This window comes from Mycobacterium sp. 23, from assembly GCF_048287075.1.
Taxonomy (GTDB): Bacteria; Actinomycetota; Actinomycetes; order Mycobacteriales; family Mycobacteriaceae; genus Mycobacterium; species Mycobacterium gordonae_B.
The window spans coordinates 5763661-5777924 of sequence record NZ_JBLVUX010000005.1; the positions used below are offsets into that span (position 1 = coordinate 5763661).

Annotated in this window: 9 protein-coding genes; 4 read left to right on the forward strand and 5 right to left on the reverse strand. The window is 68.0% G+C overall.

Annotation, left to right across the window (positions count from 1 at the left end; translation table 11 throughout):
• Positions 1-28: 28 nt before the first annotated feature.
• Positions 29-1060: an LLM class flavin-dependent oxidoreductase gene (locus tag ACNQS7_RS27710; protein ID WP_418015059.1), complete on the forward strand. Its 1032-nt coding sequence runs from the start codon at positions 29-31 to the stop codon at positions 1058-1060.
• Here ACNQS7_RS27710 and ACNQS7_RS27715 read toward each other — a convergent pair.
• A complete protein-coding gene (locus ACNQS7_RS27715; RefSeq protein ID WP_418016179.1) occupies positions 1057-5025 on the reverse strand; it encodes a diguanylate cyclase domain-containing protein in 3969 nt (1322 codons plus the stop codon). The two genes, ACNQS7_RS27710 and ACNQS7_RS27715, sit on opposite strands and share 4 nt — an antisense overlap.
• Positions 5026-5173: 148 nt before the next feature.
• A complete protein-coding gene (locus tag ACNQS7_RS27720) occupies positions 5174-5602 on the reverse strand; it encodes an HIT family protein (RefSeq protein ID WP_055576301.1) in 429 nt (142 codons plus the stop codon).
• Positions 5603-5733: 131 nt separating this feature from the next.
• Here ACNQS7_RS27720 and ACNQS7_RS27725 point away from each other — a divergent pair, with 131 nt between their 5' ends.
• On the forward strand, positions 5734-7122 hold the full coding sequence (locus ACNQS7_RS27725; protein WP_418015060.1) for an amidase: 1389 nt from the start codon (positions 5734-5736) through the stop codon (positions 7120-7122).
• On the opposite strand, the gene ACNQS7_RS27730 is transcribed toward ACNQS7_RS27725, so the two are convergent.
• Positions 7117-7617, reverse strand: coding sequence for a DNA-deoxyinosine glycosylase (locus tag ACNQS7_RS27730; RefSeq protein WP_418015061.1), 501 nt, complete (start codon positions 7615-7617; stop codon positions 7117-7119). The two genes, ACNQS7_RS27725 and ACNQS7_RS27730, sit on opposite strands and share 6 nt — an antisense overlap.
• Before the next feature lie 42 nt (positions 7618-7659).
• Between ACNQS7_RS27730 and ACNQS7_RS27735 the strand changes: the two genes are divergently transcribed.
• Together ACNQS7_RS27735 and ACNQS7_RS27740 are read left to right on the forward strand one after the other, a co-directional pair.
• Positions 7660-8784, forward strand: a complete 1125-nt coding sequence (locus tag ACNQS7_RS27735; RefSeq protein ID WP_418015062.1) for an adenylate cyclase regulatory domain-containing protein — start codon at positions 7660-7662, stop codon at positions 8782-8784.
• A gap of 352 nt (positions 8785-9136) precedes the next feature.
• Positions 9137-9703, forward strand: coding sequence for a hypothetical protein (locus ACNQS7_RS27740; protein WP_418015063.1), 567 nt, complete (start codon positions 9137-9139; stop codon positions 9701-9703).
• An 8-nt stretch (positions 9704-9711) separates the two neighbouring features.
• Here the strand turns inward: ACNQS7_RS27740 and ACNQS7_RS27745 are convergent, their stop codons facing one another.
• Positions 9712-11646 carry a serine/threonine-protein kinase PknH/PknJ gene (locus tag ACNQS7_RS27745; protein ID WP_418015064.1) on the reverse strand — a complete coding sequence of 645 codons (1935 nt, stop codon included), beginning with the start codon at positions 11644-11646 and terminating at the stop codon, positions 9712-9714.
• 118 nt (positions 11647-11764) lie between these two features.
• Entirely contained in the window at positions 11765-14257 is a 2493-nt protein-coding gene (locus ACNQS7_RS27750; protein WP_418015065.1) for an FHA domain-containing protein, read from the reverse strand.
• Positions 14258-14264: the final 7 nt, after the last annotated feature.

Here is a 14264-nt window from a genome sequence, read left to right on the forward strand (position 1 = left end):
CTTCCCCGCAGGGCGCGTTGTGCCGACCGTGCGTCTTTCCGTCCTTGACCTGGTCCCGGTACGCAGTGACCAGTCCACCGGCGACGCGCTCGCGGCCACGGTGTCGCTGGCGCAGACCGCCGACCGGCTGGGTTTCACCCGCTACTGGGTCGCCGAACACCACAACATGCCCTCGGTGGGCGCCACCAGCCCACCCGTCCTGATCGCCTACCTCGCCGCGCAGACCGACCAGTTGCGCCTGGGCTCCGGCGGGGTGATGCTGCCCAACCACGCGCCGCTGGCGGTAGCCGAGCAGTTCGCCCTGCTGGAGGCGGCCGCGCCGGGCCGTATCGACCTCGGCATCGGCCGTGCCCCCGGCTCCGACCCCGTCACGTCCTACGCACTGCGCGGCGGCCGCGACGACCGCGACATCGAGAACTTCCCCGAGTACCTCGACGACGTGGTCGCGCTGATGAGCGCCCGCGGCGTGCGGGTGCCGCTGCGTTCGGGGGATTACACGCTCAAGGCCACACCGGCGGCCGCCGGCGAACCGCGACTCTGGTTGCTCGGCTCGTCGATGTATTCCGCGCGCCTGGCCGCCGCCAAAGGCCTGCCCTACGTGTTCGCCCACCACTTCTCGGGCCAGGGCACCGAAGAGGCGTTGCAGTACTACCGCAGCCATTTCCGGCCCAGCGATCTCACACCCCGGCCGGTCACCTTCCTGACGGTGAACGCTTCGGTGGCCGAAACCCTGGATGAGGCAAGGGAATTGATCTTGCCGAACCTGCAGATGATGGCCCGGCTGCGTACCGGGCAGCCCTTGGGTCCGGTGCAGCTCGTCGAAGAGGCACACCAGGCCACCCTCACGCCGCAACAGCAGCACATCGTGGACAGCGGGATGTCCCGCGCGGTCGTCGGCTCGCCGTCGGAGGCAGCCGAGCAGGTGCGGGCGCTGGCCGAGCATTTCGACGTCGACGAGGTGATGGTGCACCCAGTGGCGTCAGCCCGCCGCGGCACTGATCCCAGGACGGGACCAGCCCGGGTAGCCACCCTGGAGCTGCTGGCCAAGGAGCTGTTCTAGTCGGTGGCGACCGCCTGTTCGGGGGCTTGTTCGGGGGCGTGCTCGGCGATCCACTGCAGCAGGTCCCCGGCCGGCAACGGGGGACTGTGCACAAACCCCTGAGTGATGGTGCAGCCGTACTGCCGCAACGCCCGCAGCGTCACCTCGTCCTCGACGCCCTCGGCGACCAGGTCCGCGCCGAGGCTTTCGGCCAGCGCCACCGTCGAGCGCACGATCGCCACCGAGCGCGGGTCCTGCGCCAGGCGTGCCACGAACACCCGGTCGAGCTTCAACTCATCGACAGAGACGTCCTGCAGCCGGGCCAGCGACGACCAGCCGGTGCCGTAGTCGTCCAGTGAGATCCGTACGCCGAGGCGCTGCAGTGCGGCGACCGTTTTGCGGGAGCGCGCCGAGTCGACGAGCGTGCTCTCGGTGATCTCGATGATGAGCTCGTCGGCGGGCAGACCGTGGGTCTTCAGCTGCTGCTCGATGGTGCCGACGAGGTCGAGGTCCAGCAGGTTGGTGGTCGACAGGTTGACCGCCACGGTCAGTGCCACACCCTGATCGCGCCAGCTCCGGGTCTGTTCGAGGGCGAGGTGGACGGTGCGGTTGGCCACCTTGCGCATCAGGCCGGCCCGCTCGGCGGCCGGCAGGAACTCCTCCGGCAGCAGCAGCCCGCGGTGGGGGTGATGCCAGCGCAGCAGCGCCTCCACACTGTGCACGCTGCCGTCGCCCGCATTGATCTTGGGCTGGTAGTGGCAGGTCAGCTGCTCGCTGCCTTCGGTCAGCGCGGCGCGCAATTCCTCGACCAGGCTGGGGTCGTTGTCGCGGTAAAGCTCATACGCGGCGTCGTACACCGCGATCCTGCTCTTGGCGGACCTGGCGTGCGGAAGGGCCATCTCGGCACGGTTGAGCAGTTCCTGCGGATGCTCACAGTGGTCGGGGAACAGGGCGATGGCGATTCGGGCATCGACCTGCACGGTCACCGGATCCAGCGTGAACGGCTCGTTCAGCGCTTCCAGCAGCCGGCCCGCCTGTGCGCGTGCGGCGATCAGATCGGCGCCTTCGGCAAGCAGGATCGCGAATTCGTCGTCACCCGCTCGGGCGAGCATGTCCTCACGACGCACGTTCTGGGTCAGACGATCGGAGATCCGGCACAGCAGGTCGTCGCTGAAGCGGTGGCCGACCGTCTGGCTGATCTCGTCGAACTCTTGAAGTTGCAGCAGCAGCAGTGCTCGACGAGCCGGCCTCCGGGTGTTCGACGCGGGTCCGATGCCCGGCGGCGGGGTCAGCGGTACGGCGGTCAGCATCGTCGCCAGCGAGCGCCGATTGGGCAGGGTGGTCAGTTGATCGGTCATGGCCTGCTTGTGGCTTTCGGCCATGATGCTCACTTCGCGGAAAGTCACCGAAAAGCGCGCCGCGACGGCGATCAGGCTGAGTGCGGCCAGGATCGACGCGGCCCGTGACTCGTGGCTCATCGCGGTGACCGCGAGCGCGACGATGGTGCATGCCACCGGTGCGGCGTAGGACCCCAGCGAGCGTCTGGGCAGCGGGGGCGCCGACGACCACGCCGTCCAACTCGCTACCGCGATCAGGAGATAGGACGCGGGCCAGAACGCGTCGAGCATGGTGCCGACCCGGTAGGACCCAGCCGAAGTCTCGAACAGGTATGCGGTGTCGGCGGCCGCGATCATGACGAACCCGATCACCAACAGGCCCCAGCGGAATTCAGGGCGCCAGCCGAGGATCGGAAGCATACCGGCGGCCAGCGCCACCAGCACCAGGTCGAGCCACGGGTAGATCAGACCCACCAGCACAGTGGCCGGTGCTTTCATCGCGGCCGTGTGGATGGGCCCTGCGGTCAGGGCGGCGGCCACCGAAGCCATCACCAAACCGCACACCACGCAGTCCAGCCGGATCGGCAGGGGCACCCGCTTCAGCCGCGACTGCATCAGCATGAGCAGGCCGGCGTAGACCAGCGGATAGAAGGCCAGGTAGGCGGGGTCGGCGACGGACGGCGACTGGCCGTCCGGGACCCATTTCGCATAGATGACGTCACCCAGCGCGGAAACCGCCGTGCCGGCAGCGATCAGCAGCCAGGCCACGCGGTCGGCCGGCAACCGGTAGGCGCGATAAGCGATCAGCGCGGCCGCGCAGAAGTTCAGGATCGGATAGAAGACGTTGGCGAAGAACGGGGAGTGGTCGGCGTGCGGGTCGGGCAGGCAGGTCGACGCGAAGACAAGTACACCGATTGCCAACGCTCCCAGTCCGATTCGTACCGCGGTGGGTGGCCACCGCACCGCGTTGGGTACGTCGTGAACGTCGTCCGACGCCGGTTTCGGGCCGGCGGCAAGCGGTTTGATCGCGCGCGCCAGCGCTGCCGCGTTGGCGGGGGTGGGGCTTCGGTGCAGGCGACCACCGCCGAAGCCGTTCTCCAGGCTGCTTTTCAGGGCCAGCATCGACTCGTCGTTGAGTTCGGGCAACGCGTAGGGCAGCGGCAGATCCGGCACGAAGCTGCGGATGCATTGCCCGCCTTCGCGTTTGGCGGCGTACATGGCCAGATCGGAATGGCGCAGCAGTTCGTCGACGGTGTAATCGGATTCCGCAGCGGCCACCGTGAAACCGATGCTGGGCCGAACCGCCAACGGAACACCGTCGACGACGATTGCCGCATTGAAAGATTCGAGTACGCGTTGGGCGGCCGCGTGCGACTCCTCCACCGGGCCTTCGATGAGTACCGCGAATTCGTCACCACCGAGCCGCGCGACGGTGCCCTGTTCGCCCAGGGTGGTGGTGAGCCGGCCGGCGACCCGAACCAGAAGTTCGTCGCCGGCCGGATGGCCGAGTGCGTCGTTGACCGACTTGAAGTTGTCGAGGTCCAGGCACATGACGGCGATCGGCGCGGAGCTCTCGCGGCGCCGGGCGACGGCCTGCTCCAGCTTGTGCAGGAAGTTGGCGCGGTTGGCCAGCCCGGTCAGGCTGTCCCGGAAGGCCTCCTCGGCCACCTCGGTCAGCAGTCCCTGGTTTTCGACCAGCACCACGAACTGGCGGGCCAGCACCGCCGCGACCAGGATGCCGAATCCGACCAGCAGGGGACCGTGCCGCATCAGGCGCAGCGCGTGCCCCAACCCGAGGGCGGCGGCCAGCAACAGCGGCAGATATGGCAGCCACAGCCTGGTATAGGAACTGATCTCCGAGCCCGTATTGACGACGTCGGGCTCTTTCACGCTGACCAGGCCCGCCAGTGCCATCAGGCCCAGTCCGGCCACCCGGCTCACGTCGACCACGTCGCCGGTGTGGTAACTGCCGATCCCCGTCTGGAACAGAACGAGCATGTCGGCGAGCATGATGGTTGCGACTCCGCCGGCAAACAGGTTCACGCTGCGCCGCCGACCCGGACGAGTTCTCGACAAGAGCAGGATCGCGGTCGTCATGAGCACCACGTCGGAGCCGACATGCACCACCGTCACCAGCCGCGAGCTGCTGTCGGTCTTCAGCACCTTGTCCAGAACGAATACCCAGGACGCCACCCACAGGGACATGGACACGATGACGCCGTCCAGCACCAACCGCCACAAGTTGTGGCCGGCGGGCGGATTGGAGAGCAGTACCATCGCTGCGAAGGCACCGAGCGGGTAGAGCAGCAGCACGATCTCTCCGGCGGCCGGATGGCTGGCGTGTTCGACCGCGGGCCGTACGTCGTAGACCGACCAGATGATTTCGCCGACTGCCCAGCCGGTCAGCGCCACCGCCAGCGCCAGCCAGCCATACCGGCGGCGCCCGATCGCGTGCCGCGCAGCCCGGCAGGCGCAGGCGGCCGCGAAAACCAGACACAGCACTGTCACGCCCTGCACGGCCGGACGGGTCGCGTACGCGCCCTGCCAGTCCCAGACGGATGACGCGATGACCAGCGCCGCAGCAAGGCTGTAGCCGCCGACGACGGCACTGGTGACTCCCAGGGTCAGCCCGGTGAACGGGCATTGCATCCCCGTCCAGCGCTTCATCAGCCGCTCCCGCTCGCACATGCAATCAGGCAGGCGAAGTATTGAGGAGCTTCACCGCACGCTCCCACAGGATAAACCGCTGCGCGCGCTGTGGCGGCACTACTGGCGCAGGTCCGACCCCGTTTCGCCGCTAATTACTCGCCTCGATGCGTGCCAGCGCCTCGCGCAGGATGCGCGCGGTGGCCTCCCGGTCGGGATCCCGGCGCACCAGCATGCCCTTGGCCACCGAGAGTTTGTCGCCGTTGCGCCGGGGCAGTACGTGCAGGTGAATGTGGAAAACGGTTTGAAAAGCGGCGCGGCCGTCATTGATGCCGATATTGGTCGCGTCGGCCAGTTCGGTGGCCTTGGCCGCCTGGGCGATGCGCTGGCCGAGCGTGATCATCCCGGCCAGCGTCTCCGGCGGGGTGTCGTCGAGGTCGACACTGTGCTTCTTGGGGATCACCAGGGTATGGCCGCGGGTGAAGGGCCGGATGTCGAGGATCGCCAGGAAGTTGTCGTCTTCGTAGATCCGGATGGCCGGGGCTTCGCCGGCGACGATCGCACAGAATACGCAGGACATGTCGCCACGCTACTTGGCGCCCGCTGTATCGCCGAACGTGCAGCCACGGCGGGAATCGGGCCGATTCTTCGCCGCCAGTTCACGTTCGGCGCGCGTGGTACCGGCAGACGCGCGCGAGATACGCTGCGGCAGTGGACCCTCGCGATCTCGCCTTCGCCGGCGCTGCTGAACAGGCGCGAATGCTGGCCGACGGCGACATCGACGCGCCGCTGCTCCTCGAGCTCTATCTGGAACGCATCGAGCAGCTGGACAGCGAGCTGCGCGCGTTCCGGGTGGTGCGCTACGACGGCGCGCGCGAGGAAGCCGAGATCGCTCAGCAACGACTGGACGCCGGCGAACGGCGGCCGCTGCTGGGCGTGCCGATAGCGATCAAGGACGACGTCGACGTCGCAGGCGAGGTGACCACGTGCGGCAGTGGCGCGCACGGCCCGGCCGTCACCGATGACGCCGAAGTCGTGCGCCGGCTGCGCGCGGCGGGCGCGGTGATCATCGGCAAGACATCGGTGCCGGAGCTGATGATCATGCCCTTCACCGAGTCGCTGACCTTCGGTGCCACCCGCAACCCCTGGAATCCGCGTCGCACACCCGGGGGCAGCAGCGGCGGTAGCGCCGCGGCGGTCGCGGCGGGTCTGGTGCCGCTGGCCCTGGGCTCCGACGGCGGCGGCTCGATCCGCATCCCGGCGACCTGGTGCGGACTGTTCGGGCTGAAACCACAGCGCGACCGGATCTCGTTGGAACCGCACGACGACGCGTGGCAGGGGCTGAGTGTCAACGGCCCGATCGCGCGGTCGGTTCTCGACGCGGCGTTGCTCCTCGACGCGACCAATACGGTGCCCGGTCCCGAGGGCGAATTCGCCGCTGCCGCAACGCGCCAACCCGGGCCGCTGCGAATCGCGTTGAGCACCAAGGTGCCGACGCCGATGCCGGTGCGGGTCGGCAAGGCGCAACTGAACGCGGTCGAGCAGGCCGGAGCGTTGCTGCGCGACCTCGGTCACGACGTGATCGAGCGCGACCCGGCGTACCCGGTGTCGCTGTATGCGAATTACCTGCCCCGGTTCCTGCGGGGCATCAGCGACGACGCCGACGCGCAGGCTCACCCCGAGCGGCTGGAGCGGCGCACCCGCGCCATCGCCCGCCTCGGCTCGTTCTTCTCCGATCGGACGATGGCCCGGTTGCGAACGGCCGAAACGGGTTTGGACACCCGGATTCAGGCCATCTTCGACGACGTGGACGTCGTCATCACACCGGGCACCGCGGCCGGCCCGTCCCGCATCGGCGCCTACCAACGACGTGGCGGTGTATCCACGATTCTGCTTGTGGCGCAACGGGTTCCGTATCAGCAGATCTGGAATCTGACCGGGCAGCCCGCGGCCGTGGTGCCGTGGGATTACGACGATGACGGGTTGCCGATGTCCGTGCAACTGGTCGGCCGGCCGTATGACGAGGCGACGCTGCTGTCCTTGTCCGCGCAGATCGAAGCGGCCCGGCCGTGGGCGCACCGGCGACCGCCGGTGTCATGAATCGCCGTCGATCAGCGTCGCCCACGCTTTGAGTTTCGCTGCCCGCGGTATGGCGTGGGCCGGACTGGTCGAGGGCAGCCGGCGGCACGTCACGGCCGCCGGGCAGCCCACCTTCCGCTCGAACAGCCCGGCTGCTGCCGCGCCGTTCAAGTACACCCGGGCAATCCCCGGATAGGTGGCGAACAGCCAGTCAAAGTCATTGACCACCAAGGTTTTCGGGTCGATCGCGGCGTCCGCGCTGCCGGTCCGGCGGCAGCTGCGCAACACGTCCCACAGCGCCACCCGATTCGACTGCAGCGCCGCCAGTCGCTCGGAATATCCTGCGGCGCAATCGAACCCGAACAACTCCGCGATAATCGGCCAGAAGGCGTTGCGCGGGTTGGCATAGTACCGGCCCTCGGCCAGCGAGCGGACGCTGGGAAAGGAACCCAGCACCAGTACCTCGGCACGGCCGTCGATCACCGGTGCGAGCCCGTCGAGCAGTGGTTCGGTCATCACCTCACATGATGACCTGTCCCTGGCTCTAACGTGGACTGGGTGGCCGACCACCTAGACCAAGCCGACGACCCGAATATCGAGTACCTGCTCAACGGGCTCGAGGGCCAGGCGCGCGCCGAGCGGGCCGAGCTGGTGCGCTGGCTACTCGAACAGGGCATCACCGCGGAGGAGATTCGAACCACCAACCCGCCGCTGTTGCTGGCCTCCCGTCACGTCATCGGCGACGACGGCACCTATGTGTCCGCGCGCGAGATCAGCGAGACCTACGGCATCGACCTGGAGCTGCTGCAGCGGGTGCAACGGGCCGTCGGACTGGCCCGCGTGGACGACCCGGACGCGGTCGTGCACATGCGCGCCGACGGCGAGGCGGCCGCGTTCGCGCAGCGCTTTGTCGACCTGGGGCTCAACCCCGATCAGGTGGTCGCCGTCGTCCGCGTCCTCGCCGACGGCCTTTCCCATGCGGCCGAGGTCATGCGGTACACCGCCCTGGCGGCGATCATCAAGCCGGGTGCCACCGAAGTGCAGATCGCGCAGGGATCGAAGGCGCTGATCAACCAGATCGCGCCGTTGCTCGGACCGATGATTCACCAGATGTTGTTCATGCATCTGCGGCACATGATGGAGTCCGAAGCCGTCAATGCCGGGGAGCGGGCCGCGGGCAAGCCGTTGCCGGGAGCGCGCCCGGTCGCGGTTGCCTTCGCCGATCTGGTCGGGTTCACCAAGCTCGGTGAAGTCGTGTCCGCCGAGGAATTGAGCCAGCTGGCCGGGCGACTCGCGGATCTGGCCCGGGACCTGACCGCTCCGCCGGTACGGTTCATCAAGACAATCGGCGACGCGGTGATGTTCGTGTGCCCCGAGCCGGCGCCACTGCTGGACACCGTGCTGAAGCTGGTCGACGTGGTGGACAACGACAGTGACTTCCCTCGCCTGCGAGCCGGCGTCGCCAAGGGCATGGCGGTGAGCCGGGCCGGGGACTGGTTCGGCAGTCCGGTGAATGCGGCCAGCCGGGTCACCGGGGTGGCGCGGCCGGGAACCGTGCTGGCGACCGACGCGGTCTGCGAGGCCGTCGGCGATGACGCCGGGTTCCAGTGGTCATTCGCCGGCGCCCGTCGGCTGAAGAACATCAAGAATGAGGCCAAACTCTTCCGCGTCCGGCGAAGCTAGCCCCCGCGCACGCCCCCTCCTCGCGAGCAGGCGCAAACTCGCACGGCGCGAGGCATTTTCGTTCGAGTTCATGTCTGTTCGCCGGAGAGGCCCGGCACATGGGCAGGCCCGGCGTGACTCGCGGGGGCGTTGTTGACTCCGACTACTGCGGGTCTTACGCGGCCGTTTTTCACCCTTCTTCCGGCGCTTGAGATTCGGTCACTTCCGGGCCTGCTTCGCTCCTAAAAATACAACTGTGAATGGCCGATGGCAACGGTTTCCAGCGGTCCGGAGCAAGTGCTCACCCCAGTGGCTGTGTTCGCCGCCGGCGAACAACTCTTGCTTACACATGTAACGGTGTAATCATGTAATCATGAAACTTCATCATCACCACGGACGTCGGCACGGGCGTCCCGGGGGCTGGCAGCAAGCCGAGCAACCCGATGCCAGCGGCGCGCCCGAGTGGTTCGCAGGCCGCCTTCCCGAAGCATGGTTCGACGGAGACCCGACCGTCATCGTCGACCGCGAGGAGATCACCGTCGTCGGCAAGTTGCCGGAGAGCACCGACGAGAGCTCCGCCCGCGCCGAGGGGAGGGTCTCGCGATTCCGCGAAGAAACCCGTCCGGAGCGCATGGCCATCGCCGAAGAAGCGCAGGAACGCTACGGGCGTAAGGTCTCCTGGGGCGTCGAGGTGAACGGCGAACGAATCCTGTTCACCCACATCGCCGTACCGGTCATGACGCGCCTGAAGCAACCGGAACGCCAGGTGCTCGACACCCTGGTGGACGCGGGCGTCGCGCGATCGCGCGCCGACGCACTGGCTTGGTCGGTCAAGCTGGTCGGTGAGCACACCGAGGAGTGGCTGGCCAAGCTGCGCGAAGCGATGTCAGCCGTCGACGACCTCCGCGCCCAGGGCCCCGACCTGCCCGGCCAGGCCTAGCGGGAAAGCTACTTCTCCTTGTTGACCTTGGCGACGATCTTGTCGGCGGCCTGACCGCCCTGATCGGTGATCTGGTATCCGCAGGCGTTCACGTCGACGATCACGTTGTTGGCCACTTCCATCGCCCGCTGGCATTCCCAGCCATTGGCGCCTTCCTGAGCGTCCACCACCGTGATCCTGGGCGAACTGCCCTGCACTTCGGAGAACGTCCAGCGATAGGTCTTGCCTTTATTGGTGACGGTGACGGTCTTGCCGGCACAGCCCTTCCACTTGGTGACCGAGGACTGCAGGAACGACTTCGCCTTGTCGGCGGTCGGGAAGGCGATGGCCGCCTGGTTGAGCCAGTGGTCGTAGTTGTCGCCGGGCTCCGACGACACCAGCCCACTGATTCCGGTGTATCCGCTGCCGGCGTACACCGGACCCTGGCTGCCGTACATCGCACCCTGGCAGTCCGGATTCGAGAGGGTGACCGGTGAGGAGTCCACCGTCGTGATGGGCTTGCCGGGCTGCATGGTCGACGAACCCATCACGGCGTTGACCTCCGAGGAAGTCAGCAGCAGCGAGCTCAGCCGGTCCTCGGCGACGGGTTTCACCTTGGCCGCGGGCTCTGGACGGGTCACCTTCCAGATGATCACGCCGCCGACGACGAGAACCAGCACGATGACGACGGCGGCGACGATCGGCCACGGGTTGCGTTTGGCCGGGCCCGGTGGCCGGTGTCCCTGGTTCCAGGCCGATGGCATCGGTCCGGAGGACATCTGCGGGCTGGGTGGTCCGCCGCCCCACCCGCCGCTCTGGGGGTACTGCGGATTGTTCTGGGAGGGCGCGCCGGAGGCCGGGATCGGGCCGCTGACCGGGTTCCAGGCCGGATGCCCGGCCGGATTGGACGGCCGTTGCTGCGCCGGCCCCGACGGCCCTGACGGTCCCGACGGTCCCGAGCCGTACTGCGGACCAGAAGGCCGCGGCGGTGGGGTGCTCGGCGGCCCCGGGCGCTGGGGCGGTGCCACCGCGGTGGCCGGCATCGTCGGTGGCGATGACGCGGTCGGCGGACCGGGCAGGGTGGCCTCCTGGCTGCGGCGCAGGATGTTCTCCGCATGGTCCTGGTCGGGCGAGCTGAGCGCTTCGTGGGCGGCGAGGGCCAGATCGCCGGCGCTGGCGTAGCGGTCCTCGGGCTTCTTGGCCATGCCGCGGGCGATGACGGCGTCGAAGCTTTTCGGGATGCCGGCGCGGGCGGTACTGGCCTGCGGCACCGGGTTCATCAGATGAGCCGTCACCAGGGAACCGGCGCTGTCGGCGCGGTAGGGCGGACCACCGGTGAGGCATTCGTAGAGCACGCAGGCCAGCGAGTAGATGTCGGCGCGGTAGGTGACCTCGTCGTTGGAAAACCGTTCCGGCGCCATGTATTTCCAGGTGCCCACCGCGGTGCCCAGCTGGGTGAGCTTTTCGTCGGTGGTGGCGCTGGCGATGCCGAAGTCGACCAGGTAGGCGAAGTCGTCGCGGGTGACCAGGATGTTGGGGGGTTTGACGTCGCGGTGCATGACCCCGGCGGCGTGCGCGGCATCCAGGGCCGAGGCGATCTGGGTGATGATGGCGACCGCGCGCGGTGGGGTCAGCGGGCCGAAGCGTTTGAGCACGCTGTCCAGATCGGTGCCCTCGATCATGCGCATCTCGAGGTACATCTGGCCGTCGATCTCGCCGTAGTCGTGGATGGGCACCACGTGGGGTTCCTGCAGCCGGCCGGCGATGCGGGCCTCGCGCTTCATACGCTCGCGGAACACCGGGTCCTTGCTGAACTCCGCAGTCATGACCTTGACGGCGACCGTCCACTCCTTGACGGTGTGCTCGGCCTCGTAGACCTCGCCCATCCCGCCGCGGCCCAGCAACCGCTTGAGTTCGTAGGGCCCGAACATCGTCCCCACCCGCGAACCCTCCGTGTCGCTCATCGCTGATCCTCCCAATCAACCAACGTCGCCGACACTATCAACCACCTCCGGGTACGAGCGCGAACCGCACAATGCGCGATGGGGCGATCACCAGCGTATTCGGTGCGGCTCGACGGCGTTATCTTCTGGCCCTTCGTTGCGGTCCCATGCGCCTCAGCCGTACGACGGCGAACAGCACCAACACGGCCGCCTGCACGAGGCACGCGGCCGCGGCGACCAGCCAGCTACTGACGTCGTAATCCCACATCGGGTCCTGATCTCCGCCGGCGGTCCGCCGCAGATCGTTGAGGTCGACGGTCGAGGCGGCCATGGCGTAGGCCCAGCGGGAGGGGGAGAGCCAGGAGAGTTGTTCCAGGGGGATGCGGTCCTTGACCGGGAACATGCCGCCGCAGAGCACGAGTTGGGCCATGACGACGACGACGAGCAGGGGCATGCCGCGGTCGGCGTTGCTGATCAGCGCGGAGATGAGCAGCCCCAGGACCATCGACACCACGGTCACGGCGACGACCGCTACTGCCACTTCGACCCGCGGCCAGGGTATGACCACCGACTGATCCGGCGGCGGCAGGAAGGCGACGCCGAGCAGGCCCAGGATCAGTCCCTGGACGGTGGCGATCGCCCCGAGCACGGCGAGTTTGGAGGCGAGGTAGGCGCCGCCGGACAGTCCGATGCCGTGTTCGCGGCGGTAGATGGCCTGTTCCTTGACGATCTCGCGAATCGAGGAAGCGCAGCCCATCAACGCGCCGCCGATGATCAACAGCACCAGCAGCTGACCCGGTTGGGTCGACACCTTCTCGATGGCTTTGGTCAGGGAGAGGCCGGCGTCGCCGGGGACGGCGTAGGTGAACAGGCTCAGGAGTAGGGGTAGGGCGAGGAGGAACAGGGTGTATTGGCGGTCGGCGGCGATGACGGCGAGGTAGCGCCGGGACAGGATGGCGAATTGGGCCAGGGGGCTTTGTTGGGCTTTGGGTTTGGGTTTGGCGGTGGCCCCGGTGGCTCCGGTGGTGGCTCCCGTGGGGGTGGGGGTGGTGTCGGTGGGGGTGATGGCGGCGTGCAGGGGGGAGTTGGTGTAGCGGGTGGTCCAGTCGGTGGTGGTGTCGTTTTCGAGCAGGATGAACAGGTCGGCGAAGTCGGTGCAGCCGAAGTAGGCCAGGGCTTGTTGGGGTGGGCCGAAGTAGGCCAGGCGGCCGCCGGGGGCCAGGACCAGCAGGCGGTCGCACATGTTGAGGTGGGCGATGTTGTGGGTGACCACGACTACCGAGCGGCCGTCGTCGGCCAGGGTGCGCAGGGTTTGCATGACCGATTTCTCGTAGCCGGGGTCTAGGCCGGAGGTGGGTTCGTCCAAAAACAGCAGGGAGGGTTTGGTCAGCAGTTCCAGGGCGACGCTGGTGCGTTTGCGTTGTCCGCCCGAGAGGGAGTCGATGCGTTGGTCGGCGTGGGTGGCCAGGCCGAGTTCGGTGAGGACTTCGTCGATGCGGTGTTGGCGTTCGGTGGCGGTGACGTCGTGGGGGAAGCGCAGGCGGGCGGCGTAGTTCAGGGCGCGGCGCACGGTCAGGGGGGTGTGCAGGATGTCGTCTTGGGGGACGAAGCCGATGCGGTGGCGTAGTTCGGGGTAGTTGTCGTAGAGGTCGCGGTCGTCGTAGCGCACGGTGCCGGTGGTGGCGGGGCGAAAGCCGGTCAGGGCGCCCAGCAGGGTGGATTTGCCGGCGCCGGAGGGGCCGACGACGGCCAGCAGGCTGCGTTGGGGCAGTACGAAGCTGACGTCGTCGAGTAGGACTTTGCCGCCAGGGGTTTCGACGTGCAGGTGGGCGGCTTGGTAGGAGATGTCGCCGGTGTCGACGTATTCGACGAGGCGCTCGCCGGACAGGTGCAGCAGTTGGTGGCCGATGCCCACGATGTCGGTGGGTTTGATCAGGGCGCGGGTGATGCGGGTGCCGTTGACGTAGGTGCCGTTGGCGGAGTGGTTGTCGATCAGTTCCCAGTCCGCGCCGCTGCGCCGCAGCAGGGCGTGGCGGCGTGAGACCAGCAGGTCGTGCAATACCACGGTGTTCTGCGGAGCCCGCCCGATACTGACCGTCGCCTGATCGATCGCATGCACCGCGGTCGGCGTCCGCAGCGAACCCGTCACCCCCGAACCCGTCTGCCCCGAGGTGGCGGGATCGCCCAGTCCCAGCTCGGCGGTGAATGCGGTCGGAAGCGGGGGGACCGGAATCTCGGTGGTCTCGGTAGTGGCCGGCTCGGCCGGGTCGGGAATCGGGGCCACCGTGGTGGTCGCCTCGCCGATCGATGTTGGCTCCGGCTCCCCCGCGCCGCCGGGCTCGAACTCCACCACCTGCCCCGATGACGCCGACCCGAGAACCACCGTCACCGGCTCATCGCCGATGACCACCTCTTCCACCCGAGCGCCCTGCACATACATGCCGTTGCTGCTGCGATTGGACAACACCCAGCCTGACTCGGTGGGCTCCAGCACCGCATGCACCCGCGAGATCCGCGGATTGTCCAACTGAATATCGCTCTCACCCGAACGCCCCACCGTCCACACCCGCCCCGGAGCCACCACCCAGCTACGGCCACCCCCACGCACCTGCAACCCCGCCACGTCATTCATCCCAACT

Coding starts and splice junctions, on each gene's coding strand:
- ACNQS7_RS27750 (WP_418015065.1), bottom strand. CDS start 14,257: ATGAATGACGTGGCGGGGTTGCAGGTGCGTGGGGGTGGCCGTAGCTGG.
- ACNQS7_RS27730 (WP_418015061.1), bottom strand. CDS start 7,617: ATGACCGAACCACTGCTCGACGGGCTCGCACCGGTGATCGACGGCCGT.
- ACNQS7_RS27715 (WP_418016179.1), bottom strand. CDS start 5,025: ATGCAATGCCCGTTCACCGGGCTGACCCTGGGAGTCACCAGTGCCGTC.
- ACNQS7_RS27740 (WP_418015063.1), top strand. CDS start 9,137: ATGAAACTTCATCATCACCACGGACGTCGGCACGGGCGTCCCGGGGGC.
- ACNQS7_RS27720 (WP_055576301.1), bottom strand. CDS start 5,602: ATGTCCTGCGTATTCTGTGCGATCGTCGCCGGCGAAGCCCCGGCCATC.
- ACNQS7_RS27745 (WP_418015064.1), bottom strand. CDS start 11,646: ATGAGCGACACGGAGGGTTCGCGGGTGGGGACGATGTTCGGGCCCTAC.